This is a genomic window from Nonomuraea insulae, assembly GCF_042656245.1.
The window spans coordinates 19,347-44,000 of record NZ_JBHSPA010000110.1; the positions used below are offsets into that span (position 1 = coordinate 19,347).

Here is a 24,654-nt window from a genome sequence, read left to right on the forward strand (position 1 = left end):
AGTTCGCCAGATGAACTCATCTTGGCGCGGACCGGGCACATGGGGAAGCCCCGGAGCCCCCGCGGTCTCCGGGGCTTCGCACCCCAGGGAATTTCCCGGATTCCCTAGGTCCTCAGCCCACCTGAGGCAGTGCTACCTCGGTGCGCAGATCAGGCGGCTCCTCGAGATCGGGTCTCAGGGAGATCCAGGCGCGGCGGCCGTACAGGCGGTCCAGGCCGGGGGTGATCGTTCCCGGCGCCTCCTCGCGCCTGACGATCTCCACGATCAGGAACTGGGCCCGCCGGCGGTGCCGGTAGACGTTCACGCCGCGGGCCCAGCAGGCCGCCGCGATCTCCTCGCTGTACGCCTCGAACGCCTCGGCGCTGATGCCGGCCCTGACCAGGATCAGCGCCTTCTCGCCGGTGGCCGTCGGCGTGATCCACAACACCAGCGGGATGCGACCGGCCCTGGTGTGCATGGTGGTCTCCAGGCAGACCCGCTGCAGGCGGTGCCTGGAGACCACGCACCAGAAGTGGGCGGTGATCCAGTTGCGGCCGATCCTCGTGGCGGCCGGCACGGAGACGGCGCTGGTCAGCAGGACGAAGGGCACCCACCGGCCCTCCTGGGTGGCCCCCAGCAGGGTCAGCGTGAACAGCGCCAGCGCGGCGAGCAGCAGCAGCTCGCTGCGGGCCCGCCAGAGCCTGACCAGGATCCCGCCGCCGCCGGCTGCGGGAAGGTCCTCGCTTGCCGGGAAGATCTGGTTGCGTGGGTTCCTCGGCACGTCAGGACACCTCCTCCGTCACCTTGCTCGGGGTGTGGAGCTGGTCGAAGCGCGGGTCGCGGTAGCGACGGGAGCCGAAGCCCGTCTTGGAGACGGTCCAGCCCACCCGGTAGGCGAACTCGTCGGGCTCGACGCAGATCTCGTAGTCGGCCGACGCTATGAGTTCCTGGATCCAGGACTTGATTCGGCTGAGTCCCTTGGTACCTTGTGAGTACATAGAAGACCCCTTTCGCGGCAATTTAGAGGTGGCTTCTGGCCGGTCCGACGGCTGATTGTCTGGTTCCGCCGCAGGGTGGCAGCCCTGTTTGCGGCGAACTGGTGGTCAGCCTCGGCCCGGCTTTTTTCACGCTCCGATGAGCGGATTCGTGCTGCGTTCTTCAGCGGTGCGTTGCTCAGGAGATGAAGAGTTCCTTCCGGCAAGTGGCCTCCCTGGGGCGGATGTTCGTTTCCGGGACGGCGACGTTGCCGGGGCGGCGGCCCTCGTGCGGGCTCGCGATCGTGAGCGGAAGGCGCGATGTGTACGGCCGTGCGGACATCTCCGGCCCCCTCGCCACTCGAGAACCCTCCTGGTTCAGATCGTCCCCCGAGGTCGTCGATGGTGCAATACGTTGAGCAAGGGAAGATTTAATTTTCTTCGCTCCTTGCCGTGCAACTTGCACGCAAGTGTCGGGCGAAGCGGACATAGCGGAAAAGTTGCCTCAGTGCTGGCGTTCCCGTGGAGCTTGTCTTGCTCCTACGCTCTCCCCGTGAAAGCCTTCTGGCAAGGCTGTGCGGCACTACACATGCAACTTGCAGTGTAAGATTGGGCGAACGGCCCAGAAAGCCGGGCTCCAAACGGTCCCTACCGGCTACACCTTCATTCCCGAGAAGGAGAGTGGACGGTGCCATCGCAGCAGGGCAGTCCCACAGTAAGGCGGCTCCGGCTGGGCCAGGAACTGCGCCTCCTCCGGGAGCGCAGGAAGCTGACCGGCGCCAGGGCGGCCAAGGAACTCGGCTGGTCCCCGAGCAAGGTGAGCCGCATCGAGGCCGCCAAGACGATGCCCAGTTCCGACGACGTCAAGGCTCTGTCGGAGCTTTACCACCTCGACGGGGACAAAGTCGATGAACTTTTCGGCCTGTTGCGTGACGCGGAGCAGCGGGGCTGGTGGGAGGATTACGAGGACGCCCTGCCCGAGGAGTACACAAGATTCCTCGGGCTGGAAGCGGAGGCCACTCACCAGCGCAACTGGGAACCCCAGGCTGTGCCCGGCCTTCTGCAGACTGAGGACTACGCGCGGGAGGTCGTCCTTGCCACCCGCGGCATCGTGCGCATCACGCACAGCGGTGTCCGGAGCCGGGTCGAGGCCCGTCTCGACCGGCAGCGACGGGTCCTGCACAGACCCGAAGCCTGCCGGATGAGCGTGGTGCTGGACGAGGCGGCGCTGATGCGCCGGTTCGGCGAGCCGTCGGTCATGCGTGGGCAGATGGAGCATCTCCTGGAGATCTCGCTGCTGCCGCACGTGAGCGTGCACGTCCTGACGCTGGACTCACTTCACCCGGTCAACACCGGTGCGTTTATTCATCTGAAGTTCGCGGCATTTGACGATGTCGTGTATCTGGAACAGTTGTACACTGCTCACTTCGTCGACGATCTTGAACGCGTAGCCGGCTATGAGACGGCTTTCGACCACATGGTGTCGCAGGCGCTGGACGAGGACGACTCCCGTGTCCTCATTCAACGCAAGGCGATGCTCTGGCGTTAGACGAAGCACCCAACAAAGAGGCAGCGTCGCCTCTTGCACCCTTTGGGGAGAAAATGCACAACGACATCACGAAGGCCGCCTGGCGTAAGGCCAGCTATTGCAACGGCGCCACGGCCTGCGTCGAGGTGGCACCACTGGCGGACGGCAACGTCGCGCTGCGTGACAGCAAGCAGCACGACGGCCCTGTCCTGGTGTTCACCCCGGCGGAGTGGACCGCCTTCGTCGCAGGCGTCCAGGACAACGAGTTCGACCTCGCCGCCCTGGCCGCCAGCGCATGACGAACGGCTCCACCGAGCATTGACGATTGCGATCGAATCAAAGCCTCCGCATTATCGGTCAGACACGCGGGGCGAATAAAAGGCGGCGTGTCCCTCGTGGGAGGGACACGCCGCTTTATTGTTTCTCCGGTCAGCTCAGGCCCAGGCCGCCCGCGACGCCCTGGCCGAGGTCCTTGTGAATGTTGCGCCAGTATTCGACGACCCGCTGTTTCGTTTCCGCTGTCACCTCGGGGGCCGAGGCGTGGCCGACGATGTTGCTCACCAGATGGGCGCGGTCCGTGTCGGACAACACGTTCTCCCAGAGGGCGCGCGGCTGGACGTAGTCGTCGTCCTCGGCGTGCTTGGCGTACGCCGAGCGCAGGATCTCGCCCGTGACGTGGTAGTTCTCGCCCTCGTACAGGGACGGGTCGGCCGCCGGGCCGCCCGCCGAGTTGGGGGCGTACACCGGGTCCCGCGGGTTCCCGAAGGCCATCGGGCCGTCGAAGTTGTAGGAGTTGACGGCGTTGCGCGGCTGGTTGATGGGGAGCTGCAGGTAGTTGGGACCGATGCGGTAGCGGTGGGTGTCGGGGTAGGAGAACAGCCGGCCCTGCAACATCTTGTCGGGTGAGGCGCCGATGCCGGGCACCAGGTTCGACGGCTCGAAGCTCGACTGCTCGACCTCGGCGAAGTAGTTCTCCGGGTTGCGGTTCAGGGTGAACGTGCCGATCGTGATCTCGGGGTAGTCGCTGTGCGGCCACACCTTGGTCAGGTCGAACGGGTTGAACCGGTAGTCGGCGGCGGCCTCGAACGGCATGATCTGCACGTTGACCGTCCATGACGGGTGGTCGCCGCGCCTGATCGAGTCGTACAGGTCGCGGATGTGGTGGTCGGGGTCGGTGGCCTGCAGGGCGGCGGCCTCGGCGGCGGTGTAGTTCTGGATGCCCTGGTCGGTCTTGAAGTGATACTTGACCCAGAACTTCTCGCCGGAGGCGTTGTACCACAGGAACGTGTGCGAGCCGAAGCCGTGCATGTGCCGCCAGCTGGACGGCGTGCCGCGGTCGCTCATCAGGAAGGTGACCTGGTGCGCCGACTCCGGCGAGAGCGTCCAGAAGTCCCACTGCATGTTGTTGTCGTGCAGGTGGTTGTCCGCGCGGCGCTTCTGGCTGTGGATGAAGTCGGAGAACTTCTGCGGGTCGCGGATGAAGAAGATCGGCGTGTTGTTGCCGACGAGGTCGTAGTTGCCGTCCTCGGTGTAGAACTTGATCGCGAAACCGCGCGGGTCACGGGCGGTGTCGGCGGCGCCGAGCTCGCCCGCGACGGTCGAGAAGCGCAGGAAGAGCGGGGTCTCCACGCCCCTCTGGAAGAGCTTGGCCTTGGTGAACTGGCTGACGTCCTCCGTGATCCGCAGGATGCCGTGGGCGCCGCCGCCCTTGGCGTGCACCACGCGCTCGGGGACGCGCTCCCTGTTGAAGTGGGCCATCTTCTGGATCAGATAGTGATCCTGAAGCAGCAGGGGGCCGTTCGGCCCGACGGACAGCGAATGCTCGTCGCTGGGGGCCGGGATGCCGGCGTCGTCGGTGCTGATGGGCCTGGTCGTCATGGCGCGATCCTCCGAATGATCATCATTGACGGCTCGGTCAGGTGCCTCGGAATGCTCACTTCGAGGCAGGGGTCGCGTTCCCCATGACGACCAACTTATGCCCTTAACCTGAATGATTCAAGTAAAGGAACCATCCAAGTTTAGGCGGCGATCGGTACGCGGCGGCGTACCAGGAAGATGGAGCTCAGCCCGGCGAGGACGGCCAGGCCCGCCATGGCGACGGCCGTGGTCAGGGAGGCCGCGGAGCCGCCGCCCTGGCTCAGCGTGATGAACAGCGTGCCCACCGTGGAGACGCCGATGACCTGGCCGAGTTGCATCACGGTGAGCAGCGCGCCGCTGGCGTCGGAGGCGTACGCGCCGTCCACCTGCTCGGTCGCCATGTTGGTCACCGCGACCTGCACGCCGAGGCCGGCGCCGATGAGGGCGCCCATGGCCGCGTACAGGACGCCGCCGTCGCCGGCGACGAGGCCGAGGCCGAGGTAGGCGGGGGCGGCCACCACGTAGCCGAAGGGCACCAGCGGGCGCTGCAGGCGCGGCGGCAGGCGCGGCCAGGCGAGCCCGACGAGGCCGAAGGCCAGCGCGCACGGCACCAGCATCATGCCGGAGGCCAGCGGCGTCAGGTGCAGGTCGCCCTGCAGGTGCAGGGCCGAGGTGAACAGGAACGCGCCCCACGTGGCCGGGCCGAACAGCAGGATCGCCAGGCCGGGGCGCATGCCGGGGGAGCGCAGCATGCGCGCGTCCACCAGCGGGCGTCCGCCGCGGGCGGCCACCCACTGCTCGATGCGGACGAACGCGGCGAACATCGCCAGGCTCAGCGCCATCGAGATCCAGCCCCACACCGGCCAGCCGAGATCCCGGCCGAGCACCAGCGGCACCACGAGGAGCAGCACGGCCGCGGACAGGGTCACCAGGCCCCACGGGTCGAGCCCGGTCTTGCCGCCGCCCTGGTCGGCGGGCAGCACCCGGATGCCGGCCACCAGGAGCAGCGCGCCGATCGGCACCAGCACCAGGAACACGATCCGCCAGCCCAGGCCGAAGCCCAGCAGGATCCCGCCGAGCGCCTGGCCGACCACGATGCCGCCACTGACGACCAACGACCACAGGCCGAGCGCGCGGCCCCTGGCCGCACCCTGGTAGTTACGCTGGATCAACGTCAGCACCTGCGGCATCATCATCGCGGCCCCGGCGCCCTGCAACAGCCGGGAGGCCACCAGCGAGCCCGTCGCGGGCGCGAGGCCCGCGGCGAGCGTGGTGACCGTGAAGACCGCCAGACCGCCCAAAAACGCCTTGCGATAACCGAACAGGTCGCCGAGTCTGGCTCCAGTGATCAGAAGTACGGCGTAGACAATGGTGTATCCGGCGACGATCATCTGCAGCCCCGCCCCTGAGGAGTGCAGGTCGGACTCAATGGTCGGGGTGGCCACGTTGACGATGTTGACGTTCAGGATGGCCAGGAACTGCCCCACGAGGATGATCGCCAGGAGCAGGCCGCTGGCCTTGGAGGCTTCCGGTGGCTTGGTTCCCACAGGTGGGGTAAAAGCGGCAGTTTGCGACATGCTGACGAGTCTGCCGGGCATCCAGTACCAGTAACGAGAGCCCACTTATACTGGTATTGGCGGTAACTGGCTAAATGCCGCCGTGTCCCCCCATAGTGGAGGAATGAGGGTGGCTGAGGCAAGACGTGATGATCTGTCCGCTTTTCTGCGTACGCGTCGTGAGCGGATCACACCCGACATGGTCGAGCTCGCGCCGGGGCCCCGCAGGCGCACGCCCGGGTTGCGCCGCGAGGAGGTGGCCCTGCTCGCCGGCGTCGGAGTGACCTGGTACACGTGGCTGGAGCAGGGGCGGCCGATCAACGCCAGCGCCCAGGTGCTCGACGCGATCGCGCGTACGCTCCGGCTGGACAGCGCCGAGCGGCACCACCTCTACCGGCTGGCCGGGCAGTCGGCCGACCCGATGCCCGTGGACTCGGGACAGGTGACGCCCGAGATGCGGGCGATACTCGACCGGCTCGGCGACATGCCGGCCTGCGTGAGCAACAGCCGTTGTGACGTCCTGGCCTGGAACGACGCGTACGGGACGCTGTTCCCCGAGCTGGTCCGCGCCCCCGAGGGGGAGCGCAACTCGCTCTGGCACACCTGCCTCACCCCTTCACCCACGACGGTGCTGCTGGAGCGCGACCACGAGCTGGCGCGGGCCGTGGCCGTCTTCAGGGGCGCCTACGCCCGGCACGCGAACGATCCCTGCTGGCAGGACTTCGTGCGCCGGCTCAGCTCGGAGAGCGCGGAGTTCGCGCGGTTGTGGGCGCGGCAGGACGTGGCGGACCCGGGGCCGCGGGTGAAGGGCTACAAGCACGTGGAGCTCGGGAGGTTGCGCTTCAGCACGACCAGTCTCATGGCCGCTCCCGAGATCCGGCTCATCGTCTACACACCGATGGATGACCAGAGTCGTGGCGTTATGTCCGAGTTGATGGGGACTAGGGGGACTGCGCGGTAAACCGCCCTGCATGGCATGCTCGATCCCTGAAAGACAGGATTCGAGCGGAAGTGGCGGTAGATGAAACTCCCCCGTGCTCTGCCGGTGTTCGCTGTCGTCGCGACCCTGGCCGCGTGTTCGCCGGCACCGGAAAGGGAACCCCTGCGTAAGCAGGCGGAGGAGCCCGTGGCCGCCTCGCCCACGGAGAAGCCGACCAAGGAGCGGCGGCCTTTCACGATCGCCTTCGGCGGGGACGTGCACTTCGAAGGGGCGTTGCGAGGGCGGCTGGCCAGCCCGCGCACGGCGCTGGGGCCGATCTCGAACGTGTTGCGCAAGGCCGACCTGGCGATGGTGAACCTGGAGACGGCCGTCACCACAGGGGGGACGCCCGCGCCTGGCAAGCAGTTCACGTTCAGGGCGCCGTCGAGCGCGTTCACCGCGTTGAAGGCCGCCGGGGTGGACGTCGCCTCCATGGCGAACAACCACGGCATGGACTACATGGACGGCGGGCTGGCGGACACGCTGGCAGCGATCAAGAGCAGCAAGTTCCCCGTGGTGGGCATCGGGGCGGACGCGGCGCAGGCGTTCCGGCCCTACCGAAGGACCGTGAACGGCAACCGGGTCGCGGTCATCGGGGCCACCCAGGTGATGGACGCCGAGTTCATCCAGTCCTGGACGGCCACGGCGGACAAGGGCGGGCTGGCCTCCGCCAAGAACGAGGGCGCCCTGCTGAAGGCCGTACGGCAGGCGCGCAAGAACTCCGACACCGTGATCGTCCACCTGCACTGGGGCACCGAGCTGCAGAAGTGCCCCAACGAGGCGCAGCTCTCACTGGCTCCCAAGCTGGTCGAGGCGGGGGCCGACGTGGTGGTCGGCGGGCACGCGCACATCCTGCTGGGGTCGGGCTACCTGGACGACGCGTACGTCAACTACGGCATGGGCAACTTCGTCTTCTACAACTCCAACCCGGCCACCACCGGCAGGACCGGCGTGCTGACGCTGACGATCAACGGCAGGAAGATCCTCAAGGACGCCTGGACCCCGGCCACCATCCAGGGCGGCCTACCCGTGCCGATGACGGGATCCGCCAGGACCCAGGCCGTGACGGACTGGAAGGAGCTGAGGTCCTGCGCGGGGCTGGCCGCGCGACCCTGATCGATCTATTCTGTTGGACAGTCCGTCCAATAGGAGGTCGCGATGCGGTGGGTCGAGTCCGGTGACGTGCGGCTGGCGGTCTTCGAGGAGGGCGACCCGGGCGACCCGGCAGTGCTGCTCCTGCACGGCTACCCGGACACGCACCGCGTCTGGGACGAGGTGGCCGCGCTGCTGCGCGACCGCTTCCACGTGATCCGGTACGACGTGCGCGGAGCCGGCCGGTCCACGGCCCCCGCCGACCGGCGCGACTACGGCTTCGACCGGCTGATGGACGACCTCGGCGCGGTGATCGGCGACTCCAGGGTGCACCTCGTCGGGCACGACTGGGGCTCCATCCAGGGGTGGGAGGCGCTCGGGCGGGAGGGGATCCGGGATCGGCTGGCCTCCTTCACCAGCATCGGCGGGCCCGGGTTACGGCAGGTGGGCGACTTCACGCGGCACGGGCCGCGGCGCGAGGTCCTGGCCCAGCGGGTCAGGTCGTGGTACATCGGGGCCTTCCAGCTCCCGGTGCTGCCGGAGCTGGCGTGGCGGACGGTCATGCCGGGGATCGTCTCCCGCACGTTGCGGGGCGAGGGGATCGTGCCGCGGCCGGCGGAGACCCTGGTCAGGGACGGGATCAACGGGCTCTGGCTCTACCGGAGGAACATGTCGGGCATCCTCGGCGACACCGGGCTCGATCCGCGCGTGCCCGGCGTGCCCGTGCAGATCATCGAGGCCACGCGGGATCCCTTCGTCACCCCGGAGCTGCTGGCGGCGGTCGGGCGGTGGGCGCCCAGACTCTGGCGGCGGAAGATCGCGGCCGGGCACTGGGCGCATCGGAGCCGGCCCGAGGCCGTCGCGGGGATGATCGGGGAGTTCGCCGACCACGCCGAGGGCGCGCCCGCGAGCAGGCAACTGCGGCGGGCGGGGGCCCGTGGCGCGTTCGGGGGGCGGCTGGTGGTGGTCACCGGGGCCGGGTCCGGGATCGGGCTGGCGACGGCTCGGGCGTTCGCGGCGCACGGGGCGGAAGTGGTTTGTGCGGATATCGAGATCGACGCGGCGAAGCGGGCCGCTGATGCCATTGGCGACGACCTTGGCGGTACGGCATACGGTGTGCGAGTGGATGTGGCGAATGCCGATCAGATGGAGGATTTTTCCCGAAATATCATCTCCGAATATGGAGTACCGGACATTGTCGTGAACAATGCCGGGGTCGTCGTCGCCGGGCCGTTCCTCGACCACAGCGTCGAGGACTGGCGCAGGATCATCGACGTCAATCTGTGGGGCGTCATCCACGGCTGCCGGCTCTTCGGCGCCGCCATGGCCGAGCGCGGCGAGGGTGGCCACATCGTCAACATCGCCTCCCTGGCCGCGTTCGCGCCGTCGCGGCTGCTGCCCGCCTACTCGACCTCCAAAGCGGCCGTGAAGGCGCTCAGCGACTGTCTCAGGGCCGAACTGGCCGGTCAGGGGATCGGGGTGACGGCCATCTGCCCGGGGTTCGTCTCCACGGGCATCGCGCGCCATGCCACGTACACGGATGGGAGCACCCGCGAAGGGGTCGTCAACGCGCTGGCGCGGCGGGGGTATCCGCCTGAGCGGGTGGCCGCGTACATTCTGCGGGCCGTACACAGAAATCAGGCCGTCGTACCGGTGAACTTGGAGGGGAAAATCGGGTATGCCCTGTCCAGGATTTCACCCCGAGCGATGCGCGGGCTCGCCAGGCTGAGCGGGCCACAGAGAAATCCGTAAATTGGCAGGTAACGATCGCCCATACAGGAGAAGATGAAACCGTGTCTTCGCCGCAAATGGATGATGAGTGCGTCCACCCCAAAGCCCTCAGGCGGCAGCCCGCACAGCGCCGCAGCGCACGGCGGGTCGAGCGCATGCTCGACGCGTGTGCCGAATTGCTCGACGAGAGCGGATACGAGGCCCTGTCCACCACGCGCATAGCCGAGCGGGCGGGTGTGGCGATCGGGTCCGTCTACCAGTTCTTCCCCGACAAGCGGGCCATCACCCAGGAGCTCACCCGGCGCAACGTCGAGGAGTTCGTCCGCAGGGTCGATCGCAGATTCCTGGAGGAGGACTATCGCGGCTGGTGGGAGGCCGTCGACGCGATCATCGAGATCTACGTCGACATGCACAGGACGGTCTCCGGCTTCAGGAGCCTGCACTTCGGCGACGCCGTCGACCTCAACCTGCTCGACTCCGACTCCGACAACAACACGGTGATCGCCGGGCGGCTGCGCGGGTTGTTCCTGAAGGAGTTCGGGCTGGCCGACAGCCGCGAACTCGACCTGGCCGTGCTGGTGGCGGTCGAGGCGGGCGACGCGGTGCTCAAGCTGGCCTTCCGTCGCGACCCCAAGGGCGAGCCCGAGATCATCGACGCGGCCAAGCACCTGATCAGGGGCTTCCTGTCCCGTCAGCTGAGGTCCTGGTCGCCCCGCTGATCAGTTCGTGCCGGTCAGGTCTGAGTGCTCGCGCGGGCCCGCCAGCCAGCCCGGCACGTCTCGGAGCCAGTTCTTGCCCTGGTCTGTCGCGGGCGCCTGCTGGAAGCCGGGCGTGAGGGGTCTGCGAAGGCACGGGGCGGGGAACGAGACCGGGCGGGCGTCCCTCGCCTCGCGGACCTCCAGGCGGTTCTCCAGCGCCCGCAGGCTGCGTTCCGCGGACTCGATGGCCTCCAGACGGGCCGACAGATAGCCGGCGACACCGGGAACGAGGGCCGACAACACGACGGCAACCGCCAGCGTGAAGGTCAGATGCTTGGACATGCCCATCACGGTCCTCTCCGCTCGCGTGGCGGCAAAGTGACCCGTATATGCCCTGTGACCTGCGCGGACACGCGTACTGTGAGCAGGATTGGGCGAGACGTTACCGAATTTGCACGTGAGCGGCGATGTGGATTGACCGGGCAAACAGCCACCGGTCTCGGTAGTCTCGCGGTGTGGCGCATGTGACCCGTGAGCACCTTGATCATCTGCTTGACCAGGCCCTGTTGGCCGACGACCACAGTTCCTTGGCCAGTCGGCTCTACGACGTCGCGCTCGACTATTCGTCGGGCGACGTCTCCAGGGCATCCATCCTGGTCCTCGCCGCCGAGGAGTGGCGAGCGGCGGGGCAGCCGGCACGCGCGATGGAGTGTTTCCAGCGCGCGGTCGAGGACGGTGGCGAGGCAGGCTTCGACCCGCGTGCCGGCATCGCCGACACGCTCTTCGAGCTCGACCGGCCTGACGAGGCGAGGGAGGTCATCGAGACGATACGCGCGCAGGGAGATGTCTCCACGGCGACCGCACATACGATCGCCGAGACCCTGGTGGCCTATGGAGACCTGCAAGGGGGGCTCGAATGGGCCACCCAGGCCGCTCTGCGGTGTGATGAGAACGATCCAGAGCAGGGGGCGCTGCTGCGTACCCGCTACCGCATCAGGGTCGATCTCGGACTCCCCGAGGACGAGCTGGACGAGCTCGTCTCCTGAGGCCGCGAGTCCGGCACGTCCGTCTTTGTCATGCCGGAAAATGCGTGGAAATGGCTGAAACTGCCGGAAAACTGAAACCGCGGGGGTCGCAGCCGGGCGACCGCGACCCCCGCGGTCATGGGAAGCCGGGCGCGGCAGGCACGACCCGCGCCCGGACGAGGTGGCTCATCGCAGTCCGAGGCTCTGCGAAACTCCGGTGAATCCGGTCGTGACGAGCTGCCCGCCCGGCAACATCGAGGTGCCCTCGACGCTCTCGACGGCCTTCGGCAACAGCACGTTGATGACCTGCGCCCCGACCTGGTGCACGGGCTCCGCCACGTCCAGCGGCGACCCGGAGCCGGTGACGTTGTCGCGCTGGAGGGCCTGGCCGAGCGACGTCTCGCCGGGCAGCTTCTTCTGCTGCGGCATCTCGGGCAGCTCCGCCAGAGTGGGGACGCTCGCCATCGTCGACAGATCCTTCATCCCGATCGGTCCCGGCAGCGTGGGGAGCAGCGCGGGCGACGCGGAGGCCAGCGACGGCATGCTCCAGGTGGCGGCCATGCCGCCCAGGTCCGCGACGCCGAGCACCTCCTTGCCCGTCGCCAGGCCGGTCAGGCCGAGCCGCCTGGCCAGCTCCCCGGCCGCCATGGCCAGCTTGGTGCTCTCATGGGTGACCATCCGTCCGCTGCCCGAGCCGCCGTCGTTCACGCGCAGCTTCGTGTGCTCGTCACAGTAGGAGCCGATCGAGTTGGCCGACAGCAGCGCCGGCTCGGCGTCCGGGCAGCTCTGGGCCATGGCGGGGCCCGCGTACAGCCAGCTGACACCCGCGGTCAGAGCGGCCACCGCAACCATGCCCCGGATCTTCTGGAATGACATCACACGTCCCCCTGATCGATTCGGTGATCCGACGAACGCCGAACGTAGTCACCTGCCGGGGCGCGCGAGCGCGGCTTGTCCGAAGAGTGGGGCGAACCTTACCCAGCGGGTGGCCGGAATGACCGTGCCATGACACGCGGGAGCCCGGCGGGCCCCGCACGCGTCGTGTCACGCCCCTCGCTGGATGAGCAGCTCGTCGTCTCCCAGCTCGACCAGGACCTTGTCGCCGTCCACGACGTCGCCGGACAGCACCGACCTGGCCAGCTTGTCGCCGATCGCGGACTGGATCAGGCGGCGCAGCGGGCGGGCGCCGTAGAGGGGGTCGTAGCTCGTCATCGCCAGCCACTCGCGGGCCGCCGGCGTGACCTCCAGCCTCAGCCTGCGGTCGGCCAGGCGCAGGGCCAGGCGCTCGACCTGCAGGTCGACGATCTGCGCCAGCTCCTCGGTGCCGAGCGCGTCGAAGAGGATCACCTCGTCGAGCCGGTTGAGGAACTCGGGCTTGAACGAGCTGCGCACCGCCCCCATGACCGCCTCGCGTTTGGCGCCGTTCTCCAGCTTGGGATCGACGAGGAACTGCGAGCCCATGTTGGAGGTCAGGATCAGGATCGTGTTGCGGAAGTCGACCGTGCGGCCCTGGCCGTCGGTCAGCCGGCCGTCGTCGAGCACCTGCAGCAGGATGTCGAACACCTCGGAGTGGGCCTTCTCGACCTCGTCGAGCAGCACCACGGTGTACGGGCGCCGCCTGACGGCCTCGGTGAGCTGGCCGCCCTCCTCGTAGCCGACGTAGCCGGGAGGCGCCCCGACGAGCCTGGCCACGCTGTGCTTCTCGGAGTATTCGCTCATGTCGATGCGGGTCATCGCCCGCTCGTCGTCGAACAGGAAGTCCGCCAGCGCCTTGGCCAGCTCGGTCTTGCCCACGCCTGTCGGCCCGAGGAAGAGGAACGAGCCCGTCGGCCTGTCGGGGTCGGCGATGCCGGCGCGGCTGCGGCGTACGGCGTCGGAGACGGCCTGTACGGCCTGCTGCTGCCCGATCAGCCGCCTGCCCAGCTCCTGCTCCATGCGGAGGAGTTTGGCCGTCTCAGCCTCAAGCAGCCGCCCCGAGGGGATGCCGGTCCACGACGAGATCACCTCGGCGATGTCGTCGGCCCCGACCTCCTCCTTGACCATGGCGTTGTCCGGCGGCGCGGCGTCGGAGGCGGCCTTGAGCGCCTGCTCCAGCCGGGGCACCTCGGCGTACATGAGCCTGGAGGCCGCCTCGAAGTCGCCGTCGCGCTGGGCCCGCTCGGCCGAGCCGCGCGCCTCGTCGAGCTGCTTCTTCAGCTCGCCGACCTTGTTGAGCCCGGCCTTCTCGTGCTCCCAGCGGCCGACGAGGGCGTTGAGCTCCTCCTGGCGGTCGGCCAGCTCCTGGCGCAGCCGATCGAGCCGCTGGACGGAGGCCTCGTCGGTCTCCTTCGACAGGGCCAGCTCCTCCATCTTCATCCGGTCCACGTTGCGCTGGAGCTGGTCGATCTCCACGGGACGGGAGTCGATCTCCATGCGCAGCCGCGAGGCGGCCTCGTCGACCAGGTCGATGGCCTTGTCGGGGAGGAAGCGGTTGGTGATGTAGCGGTCGGACAGCGCGGCGGCGGCCACCAGCGCGGCGTCGGCGATCTGCACCTGGTGGTGTGCCTCGTAGCGGCCCTTGAGCCCACGCAGGATCGCGATCGTGTCCTCGACCGTGGGCTCGCCCACGTAGACCTGCTGGAAGCGGCGCTCCAGCGCCGGGTCCTTCTCGATGCGCTCGCGGTATTCGTCGAGCGTGGTCGCGCCGATCATGCGCAGCTCGCCGCGGGCCAGCATGGGCTTGAGCATGTTGCCGGCGTCCATCGCGCCCTCGGCGGCCCCCGCGCCGACAACGGTGTGCAACTCGTCGATGAACGTGACGATCTGCCCGTCGCTCTCCTTGATCTCGGAGAGCACGGCCTTGAGCCGCTCCTCGAACTCACCGCGGTATTTCGCGCCGGCCACCATCGCGCCCAGGTCGAGTGAGATCAGGCGCTTGTTGCGCAGGGACTCCGGCACGTCGCCGGCCACGATGCGCTGGGCCAGGCCCTCGACGACCGCGGTCTTGCCGACGCCTGGCTCGCCGATGAGCACCGGGTTGTTCTTGGTGCGGCGGCTGAGGACCTGGACGACGCGGCGGATCTCGGAGTCACGGCCGATGACCGGGTCGAGCTTGCCGCCGCGGGCGCGCTCGGTCAGGTCGACGCCGTACTTCTCCAGAGCCTGGTAGGTGTCCTCAGGGGTCTCGCTGGTGACGCGGGCGTTGCCGCGTACCTTCTCGAACGCGTCGAGCAGCGCCTGCGGCGTGGCGCCCTGCGCCCTGAGCAGCTCCGCCGACTGGCCGCCGTCGGCGGCCAGGCCGACCAGGAGGTGCTCGGTCGAGACGTAGAGGTCTTCGAGACGGTTGGCGTGCTGGGCCGCGGTGTTCATCACCGTCAGGAGCTGCCGGGAACTGGACGGCGCCCCCACCGTCGAGCCCTGCGCCTTCGGGAGCGCCGCGAGCTGCTCCTCCACCCGTGCGCGCATCGTGCGCCAGTCGGCGCCGACGGCCTCCAGCAGGGGTACGGCGGTGCCGCCTGTCTGGGAGAGCAGCGTGGTCAGCAGGTGAGCGGGAGAGATCTCCGGATTGCCCTCCGCGGCGGCACGCCGCATGGCACCCGCGAGCGCTTCCTGGCTCTTCTGGGTGAGCTTGTAGTCCATGTCTTTCTAGGCCCCCGGTGGCAGCTCGTAACGGATCAGCGCTCTGACCATCCGCATCTCGGCGCGCAGGCGATGAACCTCCTCACGCAGCCGCAGAGCTTCGTTCTCGAGCTCGAGGATCCGTTTGATCCCCGCGAGGTTGATGCCCTCCTCCTGGGAGAGCCGCTGCACCTCGCGGAGCTGGATGATGTCGCGTGTCGAGTAGAGGCGGCCGCGCCCCGCCGTGCGGCCAGGACTGACCAGCCCGAGCCGGTCGTACTGGCGCAGCGTCTGCGGGTGGAGCCCGGACAGCTGCGCGGCCACCGAAATCACATAGACAGGGGTGTCATCTGACAGGTCGAAATAGTTGGCGTCCATCGGCTTACTCGCTTCTGGCTCGCTGAATGAGCTCAGCGCGCGGGTCCTCACCCGCGGTCGCGGTGTTGAACTCGGTGAGAAGCTCGCGCGACTTGTCGTCGAGCGTCTTCGGCACGATCACCTCGACGCTGGCGAGCAGGTCGCCCTTGGTCCCGTCTTTCCTGGTGACGCCCCTGCCGCGGACGCGGAACGTGCGCCCGTTGGGCGTGCCCGAGGGAATGCGCAGGGTGACCGGCAGGCCCTTGAGGATCGGCACCTTGATCTCGGCCCCGAGAGCGGCCTCCGTGAACGTCACCGGCACGGTGATCGTCAGGTTGTCGCCCAGCCGGCCGAACACGGCGTGCGCCTTGACGTGCGTCTGGATGTAGAGGTCGCCCGCCGGGCCGCCGTTCTCGCCCGGAGCGCCCTTCGCCTTGAGCTTGACCCGCTGGCCGTCGGCCACCCCCGCGGGAATGCGCGCCTGGATGGTGCGGGTGCTCTTGGCCCGGCCGCTGCCCTCGCACACGGGGCAGGGATCGTCCACGAGCAGCCCGCGGCCCTTGCAGTCGCGGCAGGGCTCGGAGAAGGCGAAGTTGCCCAGGTTGCGGCTGGCCGCGCCGGTGCCCTCGCAGGTGGGGCAGACCCTGGGGGTCGTGCCCGCCTTGGCGCCGGTGCCGCTGCACGCGGTGCAGGCGGCGGAGCTGGTCAGCCTGAGCGAGACGGTGGCGCCCTCGACCGCTTCCGTGAACGTCAGCGTGACCTCGGACTCGATGTCCTGGCCCCGCCGCGGCCTGGTCGCGCCGGTTGTCCGGGTGGCGCCCCCGCCACGGTTGAACAGCCCGCCGAACAGGTCGCCGAGCCGCTCGCCCGCACCCCCGCCCTGACCGCCGGCCTGCTGGCCGGTGCCGCCGAAAAGGTCGCCGAAGTCGAACGGGAAACCGCCACCGCCGGCCCGCTGGCCACCCACCCCGGACCCGAACAGCGTGCGCGCGTCGTCATATTCCTTACGGCGCTTGCTGTCGGACAGGACGTCGTAAGCCTCGGAGACCTCCTTGAACTTGGTCTCCTTGGTCGCGTCGCCCTGGTTGGTGTCGGGGTGGTATTGCCTGGCCAGCTTCCGGTAGGCCTTCTTGATCTCGTCGGCGGTGGCGGTCTTGGGCACACCAAGGACGGCGTAGTAGTCCTTTTCCAGGTAGTCCTTGGTGCTCATCTGCGGCCCTTCGTTCTTGTGATCAGTTGTCGTCGTCATTGGACGCGGGTGGAGCGTCCTCCGGCTCGGCGACGGCCACCCGCGCCGGGCGCAGCACCCTGTCACCCATCCGGTATCCAGGCTGCAACACTTCGACGGCGGTCGGCTCGGTGACTTCCGTCGAATAACTGTGCATCAGCGCCTCGTGGACCGTCGGGTCGAACGGGTCGCCCTTCTGACCGAACGCGCTGAGGCCCAGCTTGGTGACCGCCGACTCCAGCGACTCCGCCACCTTCGCGAAGCCGCCGGTCAGCTCGCCGTGATCACGAGCCCTGCCGATGTCGTCGAGCACGGGAAGGAGCTCGGCCAGCACCCCGGCGACCGCCTGCTCACGAACCGCGACCCGGTCGCGCTCGACCCTCCTGCGGTAGTTCGTGTACTCCGCCTGGACGCGCTGCAGGTCGGCGGTCCGCTCGGCGAGCTGGGCCGCCAGCTCGCCGTCGTGCGGGCCGAGCACGTCGGCCGGGATGTCTTGCGGCACGGCCGACGCCTCTCTGACCTGGCCCGTCTCCGGGTCGATCTTGCGGTTGTCGCGGATCACTGGCTCCTCTTGCCCGTTTTCACGCGGCGGCATCACTTGTCCTTCTTCGGCTGGTCATCATCGACGATCTCGGCCTCGACCACGTCGTCGTCGGCCTTCTCGTCCTGGCCGGGCGTGGCGTCCTGCGGGACGCCCTCGCCGCCGGCCTGCTGGCCCTGGCTCTGAGCGTAGATCGCGGAGCCCATCTTCTGGCTGACCGTGGCGAGTTTCTCCGCCGAGTTGCGGATGACGTCGGTGTCGGTGCCCTCAAGAGCCTTCTTCAGCTCGGCCAGGGCGTCGTTGACCTCGGTCTTGATGTCGCCGGGGACCTTGTCGTCGTTCTCGCGGAGGAACTTCTCCGTCTGGTAGGCGAGCCCGTCGGCGTTGTTGCGGACCTCGGCCTCCTCGCGGCGCTTCTTGTCCTCTTCCGCGTAGGACTCGGCCTCGCGCATCATCCGCTCGATGTCGTCCTTCGGCAGCGCGGAGCCGCCGGTGATCGTCATCGTCTGCTCCTTGCCCGTGCCCAGGTCCTTGGCGGAGACGTTGACGATGCCGTTGGCGTCGATGTCGAAGGTGACCTCGATCTGCGGGATGCCGCGCGGCGCCGGCGCGATGCCGGTCAGCTCGAAGGTGGCCAGCTTCTTGTTGTACGAGGCGATCTCGCGCTCGCCCTGGTAGACCTGGATCTGCACCGACGGCTGGTTGTCCTCGGCCGTGGTGAAGACCTCGGAGCGCTTGGTCGGGATCGTCGTGTTGCGCTCGATGATCTTGGTGAAGATCCCGCCCTTGGTCTCGATGCCCAGCGACAGCGGGGTCACGTCGAGCAGCAGGACGTCCTTGACCTCACCCTTGAGCACACCGGCCTGCAGGGCGGCGCCGATGGCGACGACCTCGTCCGGGTTGACGCCCTTGTTGGGCTCCTTGCCGCCGGTCAGCTCCTTGACGAGCTCGGAGACGGCGGGCATGCGGGTCGAACCGCCGACGAGCACCACGTGGGCGATGTCGGCGACCTTGATGCCGGCGTCCTTGATGACCTGGTGGAACGGGCCCTTGGTCCGATCGAGCAGATCGGCCGTCAGCCGCTGGAACTCGCTGCGCGTGAGCTTCTCGTCCAGGTGCAGCGGGCCCTCGGAGGAGGCCGTGATGTAGGGCAGGTTGATGTTGGTCTCGGACTGGCTGGACAGCTCGATCTTGGCCTTCTCGGCCGCCTCGCGCAGTCGCTGGAGCGCCATCTTGTCCTTGGCCAGGTCGACGCCGTGCGCGTTCTGGAAGCGCTTGACGAGCTCGTCCATGACGCGCTGGTCCCAGTCGTCGCCGCCGAGGTGGTTGTCACCCGAGGTGGCCTTGACCTCGACGAAGCCGTGGCCGTCCTCCTGGCCGACGTCGAGCAGCGACACGTCGAAGGTGCCGCCACCGAGGTCGAAGACCAGGATCGTCTGGTCCTGCTCCTTGTCGAGCCCGTAGGCGAGGGCCGCCGCGGTGGGCTCGTTGATGATGCGGAGCACGTTGAGGCCCGCGACCGTGCCGGCCTCCTTGGTGGCCTGGCGCTGGGCGTCGTTGAAGTAGGCCGGGACGGTGACCACCGCGTCGGTGATCTTCTCGCCCAGATAGGCCTCGGCGTCCTGCTTCAGCTTCTGCAGCACGAAGGCGCTGATCTGCTGCGGGGAGAACTTCTTGCCGTCGATCTCCTGGGACCAGTTGGTGCCCATCTCGCGCTTGACCGAACGGATCGTCCGGTCCACGTTGGTGACGGCCTGACGCTTGGCGACCTCGCCGACCAGGACCTCGCCATTCTTCGCGAAGGCGACCACGGACGGCGTGGTCCGTGAGCCCTGCGCATTCGCGATGACGGTGGGCTCACCGCCCTCGAGGATCGAGACGACGGAGTTGGTCGTCCCAAGGTCGATACCTACCGCACGTGCCATGAGTACGTCCTTGTAGTCAAAGTTGAGTCGGTCAGACTCAACCTATGGATATCTGTCAGCTTTGTCAATCGACTTGAGCCTACTCGACTCAACCCTGATGAGTGCGAAAGCATTCCCGGGATTCCGGCGCACACCACGCGTAACGGGATCGGGAGCTCGGTGGTTCCTGCGGAAAGAGCGGACCCCGGCACGGTGGGCACGTACCGGGGTCCGCATAGGGAGATGGCTCAGGTGACAGGGGCGCTCATGTCCGACTGGATCTCGGTGCCGTTGAGTGCCCGGTTGTAGACGCGTACCTCGTCGATGAGGCCGGTGAAGTACTCGCCCCAGAGGCTGTTGCCGCCGATGCGGAGCACGCCGTTGTCGGTGCGGATGGGTCCGCCGGCGGTGCGCTGGCTGACCTGGGTGCCGTTGACGTACAGGCGGATCGTGGTGCCGTCGTAGGTGGTGGCGAGGTGGCTCCAGGTGTTGAGGGGGAGCGAGGCGGTGCCGCCGATGTCGACCTCGCCGGTGGTGTGGATGACGGTGTGGGGTCTGTTGCTGTCGCTGCCCGCGGACAGGACGTAGGCGAGGCCGCCGGTGTGCTGTTTCATGAGGACGGTTCGCCAGCTCGTGACGGTGCTGGGGTTGACCCAGGCTTCCAGGGTCATGCCGGTGGTGAGGCGAAGGCTGGCGGCGTCGTTGACGGTGACCCAGCTGCTGGTGCCGTTGAAGGCGAGGGCCGGGCCGTACCTGCCGGTGCCGGTCCAGCTCGTGTTGGTGAGGGTGCCGGTGTTGCCGGTGGCCGAGGCGTCGGCGACGGTGGATCCGGCGTTCTCGTTCATCCCGTACGCCGCCACCAGCCCCGGGTTCGTCGGCGGCGCGGTGACCGCGGCGGAGACCTCGGCCGACGACGTGCTCACGTTGCCGGCCGCGTCGAAGGCGCGGACCCGGTAGTAGTACGTCCCGGCCGCCAGGCCCGCGTCCGTGAACGTGGTGGTCTGGGAGGAGCCGACCTGGTTCGCGCCCGACGGGGTGAAGCCCGGCGTGGCCGAGCGGTGCACCGTGTAGCCGTCCACGGCCACGTTGTCCGTCGAGGCGGTCCAGGAGAGCTGGGCGCTGCCCGCGCCGCCGGTCGCCGTGGGCGAGCCGGGAGCGGTCGGCGCCTGGGTGTCGGGCGCCGGCTCCTGGCCGATCGGGGTGTTCATGTCGGCCTGGAGCTGGATGGGGGTCAGCGCCCGGTTGTAGACGCGTACCTCGTCGATGAGGCCGGTGAAGTATTCGCCCCAGAGGCTGTTGCCGCCGATGCGGAGCACGCCGTTGTCGGTGCGGATGGGGCCGCCGGCGGTGCGCTGGCTGACCTGCGTGCCGTTGACGTACAGGCGGATCGTCGTGCCGTCATAGGTGGCCGCCAGGTGGCTCCAGGTGTTGAGGGCGAGTGAGGCGGTGCCGCCCGTGTCCACTTCGCCGGTGGTGTGGATGACGGTGTGGGGTCTGTTGCTGTCACTGCCGGCCGACAGGACGTAGGCGAGGCCGCCGGTGTGCTGTTTCATGAGGACGGTTCGCCAGCTCGTGACGGTGCTGGGGTTGACCCAGGCTTCCAGGGTCATGCCGGTGGTGAGACGAAGGCTGGCGGCGTCGTTGACGGTGACCCAGCTGCTGGTGCCGTTGAAGGACAGCGCCTTGCCGTACTTGCCGGTCGCCGCCCAGGCGGTGGACGTGGCCGTGCCGGTGTTGCCGGTGGCCGAGGCGTCGCCGACGCTGGTGCCCGCGCCTTCGTTCATGGCGTACGCGGCCACCAGCCCCGCGGGGGTCTGCGTGGGTTGGTACGTCGCCGTGTACGTGGTCGCGGTCGCCGGCGCGGCGAAGTTGTGGGTGCCGGCGCCGCCGTCGGACCAGGTGCCGAACGCCTGGTCGTCCTGCGGTGAGGGCGCCGTGACGAGGTTGCTGGAGCCCACGATCACCGTACGGGTGAAGGGCGTCACCGTCTGCTCCTGGTTGAAGCCGAGCCGGAGCCCCGACGGGTTGGTCTGGAACGTCAGGCTCACGGTCCTGGGCTGCAGCAACACGCTCTTGGTGTCGGTCAGCCCGTGCTCGTCCGTGACGGTCAGCCGCAGCTCCAGATGCGACGGGTACTCGTGGTCGGGCGCCTGGAAGGACCCGGAGGCCCCGGTGTAGGAGGTGATCTCGTGCTCGTGGCAGGACCCGGGACAGTGGTGCATGATCAGGCGCCAGATCATGCGGGATCCCGGGATCGTGCCCTCCTCCGGGTCCGCGCCGACGCCTGAGAAGCCGATGGTGTCGCCGACCGCCCAGGTGGTGGTGGGCAACGGGGTGTTGATCGTCGCGGTGGGCGCGGTGTTGCCGACGTTGACGGTGACCGTGGCGTCGCCCTGGCCGCCCTTGTCGTCTCGCACCCGCAGCTTGACCACGTACGAGCCGATCTGCGAGTACGTGCGCGACGGCGTGGCCGAGGTCGAGTCGTCCAGTTCCCCGTCGCCGTCGAGGTCCCAGGCGTAGGTCATCGGGTCGCCGTCGGCGTCGGTGGAGCCCGTGGCGGAGAAGGAGACGGCCAGCGGGGCGCTGCCCGAGGTCGGAATGGCGTTGATCACCGCGGTGGGCGGCGCGTTGTCGAAGATGTAGCGGACGATCGTGCCGTTGTCGTAGTCCACCGCGAACAGGTCGCCGTTCGGGCCGGTCTCCAGTTCGACCGTGCCGATGCCGGTGTCGAACGAGGTGATCGTGGCCGGGTCGGGCAGGCCGTTCGAGCCCTTGGTCATCACCCAGACGCATTTGCGGCTGTAGTCGGACAGGAACAGGGAGCCGTCGTAGGAGTCCGGGTACGCGCCGCCGTCGTAGAAGGCGACGCCGCTGGAGGAGGACTGGTTGCCGGGCGTGCAGGGGTCGCCGGTGTAGAGGCGCTGGCCGTGGTGCCAGGAGTAGTACGGCTGTGTGTGGGCCGAGGCGCCGGCGCTGTAGAGGTTCTCGCAGATCGTCAGGTTGAGGGCGTCGTAGCCGTCCTCGCGTCCCGGGCCCTCGTAGCAGGGCCAGCCGAAGTTGGCCACGCCGCCGGTCGGGTTGGTGATCCTGTTGATCTCCTCGTACGCGCCCCAGCCGACCTCGCCGGACCAGATCTCGTCGGTGCCGGGGCGCTGGGTGAAGCGGAACGGGTTGCGCAGGCCGTGGGCGACGATCCTGGCGGTGTTGGGGTCGGCGTTGCCCGCGTTCGGGTTACCGGCCGCAGCAGCCCCCGTGTCCGGATTTATCCGGATAATCGTGCCGTCGAGGCCGGTCGGGTCGCCGGTCGTGCGCACGTCCTGGGACCGCAGCGCGCCGCCCTGCGCGCTGGGCGGGCTCAGCGCTGTGCCCACCGCGTTCGGCGGGTCGCCGCACGGGTTGTCCGGCACGACGTCGGAGCCGGTCTGGTTGTCCTGGCCGTAGTCGGGGAACTCGAAGCTGGCGCCGTCACCCGCGGAGGCGTAGAGCATGCCGTCACGGCCGAACTGCAGATCGCCGATGGAGTGGCTGGGGTACTGCTGGCACCAGTCGGTGATCAGCGGGGTCTCCGCGCCGGTGGGGGAGATGACGGACAGGCGGCCGGTGATGCGGCAGCCGTCCCCCGTCGGGCCGGGAGGCGAGGGGCACTCGTCGTAGTCCTCGTTCACCTCGCCCCAGCGGGGCGCGGTGCCGCCGGGCTCGGCGTCGTGGGAGTAGAGCACGTACACGCGGGGGTCGGCCGGGAAGTTCGGGTGCAGGGCCATGCCCAGCAGGCCGCGGTCCCAGAAGTCGTGCACCTTGGTACGCAGGTCGGCGTACACGGTGGGGGTGGTGTCCGAGAGCGAGTCGAAGACCTTGATGTAGCCGCCCTTCTCGGCCACGAAGACACGGCCGTCGGCGGCGAACTCTATGTTGGTCGGGCTGATCAGCCCGCTGAAGACGGTCTGCTTGTGGAAGCGTTGGGGCAGCGCCGCCGCCGGGGATGACAGCGCGATCAGGCCGGTCATGATCAGGGCAGCGGAAATCAGGCAGCGTAAGAGCCGTCTCACGGGTTCCCCCATTGGAGCGTGCCATCACCACTGGCGCCCCCACGCCTTGGTGTTCTGATCGATGTATCGCAACAAATCGATCATTTGTCACTGGGGTTGTCCGTATGTGGACATGTCACGACTTGGTGCCGTCTACCACCTTGCGCTTGCCCAGGTTCTTCTTGAGCTTGACCGTCGTGGTCTTCTCGACCGCGATCATGATGCACGACGTGTTCCTGGCCTTGGGCGCGGTGCCCTCGTACAGGGTGATCATGACCGTCTTGCCCGTCTCCTTCACCTTGACGCGGTCCAGCACCGTGCACGGCGCCACCCCCGACCACCAGGTGAGTTGAACCTTCTTGCCCTTCGAGACGGCCTTGGCCTTGGTCCAACGGATCTTGTGGACGTTGATGGCGTTGCGCGTCGGCTTGACCGGCTCAGGGGCCTTCGCGGGGGCCGTGGTGGGCGCCGTGGTGACCGGCTCCGACACGACGGGGGGCTTGTCCGCGGAGGGCTTCGCCGAGGTCGAGGGGGCACTGGCCGTGCCGCAGCCCGTGGCCAGCACCAGACATCCGGCCAGGAGAGTCGCTGTCATAGTCCGCATACCCATACGACGGATCACGCCCGCGAGGGGTTCAAATCGTTAGTGTGGATCGCGTGCTCCGTCAGGCCATGCTGGCCATCTCCAAGAGCCGACGCGCCGAGCGGCTCGTCTCCACCTCGCCGCTGACCGCCGACGTGGTCAGGCGTTACGTCGCCTCCGACATCGGCGCCGTGGTGGGCGAGCTGACGCGCAGAGGGCTGCTCGTCAGCGTCGATCACCTCGGCGAGGAGGTGACCGACGAGGCGCAGGCGCGGGCCGCCGTCGCCACCTACGTGTCGCTGCTCGACCTGCTGCCCGCGGGCGCGGACGTGTCGGTCAAGCTCACGGCGCTGGGGCTGCGGTTGTCGCAGCGGCTCGCGCAGGGCCACGCCGCCACCATCTGCGCGGCCGCCGAGGGCCGTGGCGTGACGGTGACGCTCGACGCCGAGGAGCACGACACGATCCCGGGGCTGCACGCCGTGCACGCCGCGCTGCGCAGGGACCATCCCGAGGTGGGGGTGGTGGTGCAGGCATACCTGCCGGACTCGCTGGACCGGTGCGAGAAGCTGGGCGGGGCGCGCGTGCGGCTGTGCAAGGGGGCCTACACCGCTCCCGGCGCCTACGCCAGGACCGCCGACATCGACCGCTCCTTCGTACGGTGCCTCAAAGTCCTCATGTCCGGCACCGGCTACCCCATGGTCGCCACGCACGATCCCCGCCTCCTGCGCATCGCCTCCACGCTCGCCGTCCTCGACGGACGCGACGTGACGGGCTTCGAATACCAGATGTTGTACGGCGTGCGCCCTGAAGAGCAGACCCGCCTGGCCGGGCTCGAAGCCCGCATGCGCGTCTACGTACCCTATGGCTCCGACTGGTACGCCTACCTCATGCGCCGCCTGGCAGAACGCCCCCGCAACCTGGCCTTCTTCCTGCGGTCGCTGGCGTCGCGACGCTAGCCGATAGGCTGCCGGAGCAGGGTCTGTTTTCCTTCTGAGGGGCC

20 protein-coding genes and 1 pseudogene are annotated in these 24,654 nt (G+C 68.5%); 8 read left to right on the forward strand and 13 right to left on the reverse strand.

Features of this window, described 5'->3' with window-relative positions:
* Positions 1 to 112 precede the first annotated feature (112 nt).
* Both ACFPZ3_RS61435 and ACFPZ3_RS61440 read right to left on the reverse strand, forming a co-directional pair.
* Entirely contained in the window at positions 113 to 760 is a 648-nt protein-coding gene (locus ACFPZ3_RS61435) for a hypothetical protein (RefSeq protein WP_379523695.1), read from the reverse strand.
* Position 761: 1 nt separating this feature from the next.
* Complete coding sequence (locus ACFPZ3_RS61440) at positions 762 to 977, reverse strand: hypothetical protein (protein ID WP_379523696.1); 216 nt, start codon at positions 975 to 977, stop codon at positions 762 to 764.
* Between the two features lie 664 nt (positions 978 to 1,641).
* Between ACFPZ3_RS61440 and ACFPZ3_RS61445 the strand changes: the two genes are divergently transcribed.
* Both ACFPZ3_RS61445 and ACFPZ3_RS61450 read left to right on the forward strand, forming a co-directional pair.
* Positions 1,642 to 2,502, forward strand: coding sequence for a helix-turn-helix domain-containing protein (locus ACFPZ3_RS61445; protein WP_379523697.1), 861 nt, complete (start codon positions 1,642 to 1,644; stop codon positions 2,500 to 2,502).
* A gap of 53 nt (positions 2,503 to 2,555) precedes the next feature.
* The gene (locus ACFPZ3_RS61450; protein ID WP_379523698.1) at positions 2,556 to 2,780 is read left to right on the forward strand and encodes a DUF397 domain-containing protein; all 225 of its coding nucleotides are present in this window, start codon (positions 2,556 to 2,558) and stop codon (positions 2,778 to 2,780) included.
* Positions 2,781 to 2,910: 130 nt separating this feature from the next.
* Here the strand turns inward: ACFPZ3_RS61450 and ACFPZ3_RS61455 are convergent, their stop codons facing one another.
* On the reverse strand, positions 2,911 to 4,359 hold the full coding sequence (locus ACFPZ3_RS61455) for a catalase (RefSeq protein ID WP_379523699.1): 1,449 nt from the start codon (positions 4,357 to 4,359) through the stop codon (positions 2,911 to 2,913).
* A gap of 140 nt (positions 4,360 to 4,499) precedes the next feature.
* Entirely contained in the window at positions 4,500 to 5,885 is a 1,386-nt protein-coding gene (locus ACFPZ3_RS61460; protein WP_379523700.1) for an MFS transporter, read from the reverse strand.
* 139 nt (positions 5,886 to 6,024) lie between these two features.
* Here ACFPZ3_RS61460 and ACFPZ3_RS61465 point away from each other — a divergent pair, with 139 nt between their 5' ends.
* From ACFPZ3_RS61465 to ACFPZ3_RS61480, 4 genes are read left to right on the forward strand one after another with little or no spacing between them, the layout of a single operon-like run.
* The gene (locus ACFPZ3_RS61465) at positions 6,025 to 6,855 is read left to right on the forward strand and encodes a helix-turn-helix transcriptional regulator (protein ID WP_379523701.1); all 831 of its coding nucleotides are present in this window, start codon (positions 6,025 to 6,027) and stop codon (positions 6,853 to 6,855) included.
* A gap of 60 nt (positions 6,856 to 6,915) precedes the next feature.
* Positions 6,916 to 7,989, forward strand: a complete 1,074-nt coding sequence (locus tag ACFPZ3_RS61470) for a CapA family protein (RefSeq protein ID WP_379523702.1) — start codon at positions 6,916 to 6,918, stop codon at positions 7,987 to 7,989.
* Between the two features lie 42 nt (positions 7,990 to 8,031).
* The gene (locus tag ACFPZ3_RS61475) at positions 8,032 to 9,717 is read left to right on the forward strand and encodes an SDR family oxidoreductase (RefSeq protein ID WP_379523703.1); all 1,686 of its coding nucleotides are present in this window, start codon (positions 8,032 to 8,034) and stop codon (positions 9,715 to 9,717) included.
* A 56-nt stretch (positions 9,718 to 9,773) separates the two neighbouring features.
* Positions 9,774 to 10,415 carry a TetR/AcrR family transcriptional regulator gene (locus ACFPZ3_RS61480; RefSeq protein WP_379523704.1) on the forward strand — a complete coding sequence of 214 codons (642 nt, stop codon included), beginning with the start codon at positions 9,774 to 9,776 and terminating at the stop codon, positions 10,413 to 10,415.
* Here ACFPZ3_RS61480 and ACFPZ3_RS61485 read toward each other — a convergent pair whose 3' ends face one another.
* Positions 10,416 to 10,736 carry a hypothetical protein gene (locus ACFPZ3_RS61485; protein ID WP_379523705.1) on the reverse strand — a complete coding sequence of 107 codons (321 nt, stop codon included), beginning with the start codon at positions 10,734 to 10,736 and terminating at the stop codon, positions 10,416 to 10,418.
* A 173-nt stretch (positions 10,737 to 10,909) separates the two neighbouring features.
* On the opposite strand from ACFPZ3_RS61485, the gene ACFPZ3_RS61490 reads away from it, so the two are divergent.
* A complete protein-coding gene (locus ACFPZ3_RS61490; protein ID WP_379523706.1) occupies positions 10,910 to 11,440 on the forward strand; it encodes a tetratricopeptide repeat protein in 531 nt (176 codons plus the stop codon).
* 165 nt (positions 11,441 to 11,605) lie between these two features.
* Here ACFPZ3_RS61490 and ACFPZ3_RS61495 read toward each other — a convergent pair whose 3' ends face one another.
* The 8 genes and pseudogenes from ACFPZ3_RS61495 to ACFPZ3_RS61530 all read right to left on the reverse strand — a co-directional run bounded on the left by ACFPZ3_RS61495 (position 11,606) and on the right by ACFPZ3_RS61530 (position 23,666).
* Positions 11,606 to 12,295 carry a hypothetical protein gene (locus tag ACFPZ3_RS61495; RefSeq protein ID WP_379523707.1) on the reverse strand — a complete coding sequence of 230 codons (690 nt, stop codon included), beginning with the start codon at positions 12,293 to 12,295 and terminating at the stop codon, positions 11,606 to 11,608.
* A gap of 168 nt (positions 12,296 to 12,463) precedes the next feature.
* Positions 12,464 to 15,037 (reverse strand): ATP-dependent chaperone ClpB, encoded by a 2,574-nt coding sequence (gene clpB, locus ACFPZ3_RS61500; RefSeq protein WP_379523708.1) that lies wholly within the window; start codon positions 15,035 to 15,037, stop codon positions 12,464 to 12,466.
* A gap of 33 nt (positions 15,038 to 15,070) precedes the next feature.
* Positions 15,071 to 15,394: pseudogene (locus ACFPZ3_RS61505) on the reverse strand (heat shock protein transcriptional repressor HspR); the annotation flags it as partial.
* A 4-nt stretch (positions 15,395 to 15,398) separates the two neighbouring features.
* Positions 15,399 to 16,583: a molecular chaperone DnaJ gene (gene dnaJ, locus ACFPZ3_RS61510; RefSeq protein ID WP_379523709.1), complete on the reverse strand. Its 1,185-nt coding sequence runs from the start codon at positions 16,581 to 16,583 to the stop codon at positions 15,399 to 15,401.
* Between the two features lie 22 nt (positions 16,584 to 16,605).
* Positions 16,606 to 17,196: a nucleotide exchange factor GrpE gene (gene grpE / locus ACFPZ3_RS61515; protein ID WP_379523710.1), complete on the reverse strand. Its 591-nt coding sequence runs from the start codon at positions 17,194 to 17,196 to the stop codon at positions 16,606 to 16,608.
* On the reverse strand, positions 17,196 to 19,067 hold the full coding sequence (gene dnaK, locus ACFPZ3_RS61520; protein WP_379523711.1) for a molecular chaperone DnaK: 1,872 nt from the start codon (positions 19,065 to 19,067) through the stop codon (positions 17,196 to 17,198). Before dnaK ends, grpE begins: the two co-directional genes overlap by 1 nt.
* Positions 19,068 to 19,294: 227 nt before the next feature.
* A complete protein-coding gene (locus ACFPZ3_RS61525; protein ID WP_379523712.1) occupies positions 19,295 to 23,092 on the reverse strand; it encodes a LamG-like jellyroll fold domain-containing protein in 3,798 nt (1,265 codons plus the stop codon).
* A 115-nt stretch (positions 23,093 to 23,207) separates the two neighbouring features.
* Complete coding sequence (locus ACFPZ3_RS61530) at positions 23,208 to 23,666, reverse strand: hypothetical protein (protein ID WP_379523713.1); 459 nt, start codon at positions 23,664 to 23,666, stop codon at positions 23,208 to 23,210.
* Positions 23,667 to 23,728: 62 nt separating this feature from the next.
* On the opposite strand from ACFPZ3_RS61530, the gene ACFPZ3_RS61535 reads away from it, so the two are divergent.
* On the forward strand, positions 23,729 to 24,610 hold the full coding sequence (locus ACFPZ3_RS61535) for a proline dehydrogenase family protein (RefSeq protein ID WP_379523714.1): 882 nt from the start codon (positions 23,729 to 23,731) through the stop codon (positions 24,608 to 24,610).
* Positions 24,611 to 24,654 lie beyond the last annotated feature (44 nt).

Coding starts and splice junctions, on each gene's coding strand:
- ACFPZ3_RS61440 (WP_379523696.1), bottom strand. CDS start 977: ATGTACTCACAAGGTACCAAGGGACTCAGCCGAATCAAGTCCTGGATC.
- ACFPZ3_RS61450 (WP_379523698.1), top strand. CDS start 2,556: ATGCACAACGACATCACGAAGGCCGCCTGGCGTAAGGCCAGCTATTGC.
- ACFPZ3_RS61455 (WP_379523699.1), bottom strand. CDS start 4,359: ATGACGACCAGGCCCATCAGCACCGACGACGCCGGCATCCCGGCCCCC.
- ACFPZ3_RS61470 (WP_379523702.1), top strand. CDS start 6,916: ATGAAACTCCCCCGTGCTCTGCCGGTGTTCGCTGTCGTCGCGACCCTG.
- ACFPZ3_RS61475 (WP_379523703.1), top strand. CDS start 8,032: ATGCGGTGGGTCGAGTCCGGTGACGTGCGGCTGGCGGTCTTCGAGGAG.
- ACFPZ3_RS61480 (WP_379523704.1), top strand. CDS start 9,774: ATGGATGATGAGTGCGTCCACCCCAAAGCCCTCAGGCGGCAGCCCGCA.
- ACFPZ3_RS61485 (WP_379523705.1), bottom strand. CDS start 10,736: ATGTCCAAGCATCTGACCTTCACGCTGGCGGTTGCCGTCGTGTTGTCG.
- ACFPZ3_RS61495 (WP_379523707.1), bottom strand. CDS start 12,295: ATGTCATTCCAGAAGATCCGGGGCATGGTTGCGGTGGCCGCTCTGACC.
- clpB (WP_379523708.1), bottom strand. CDS start 15,037: ATGGACTACAAGCTCACCCAGAAGAGCCAGGAAGCGCTCGCGGGTGCC.
- dnaJ (WP_379523709.1), bottom strand. CDS start 16,583: ATGAGCACCAAGGACTACCTGGAAAAGGACTACTACGCCGTCCTTGGT.
- grpE (WP_379523710.1), bottom strand. CDS start 17,196: ATGCCGCCGCGTGAAAACGGGCAAGAGGAGCCAGTGATCCGCGACAAC.
- dnaK (WP_379523711.1), bottom strand. CDS start 19,067: ATGGCACGTGCGGTAGGTATCGACCTTGGGACGACCAACTCCGTCGTC.
- ACFPZ3_RS61530 (WP_379523713.1), bottom strand. CDS start 23,666: ATGACAGCGACTCTCCTGGCCGGATGTCTGGTGCTGGCCACGGGCTGC.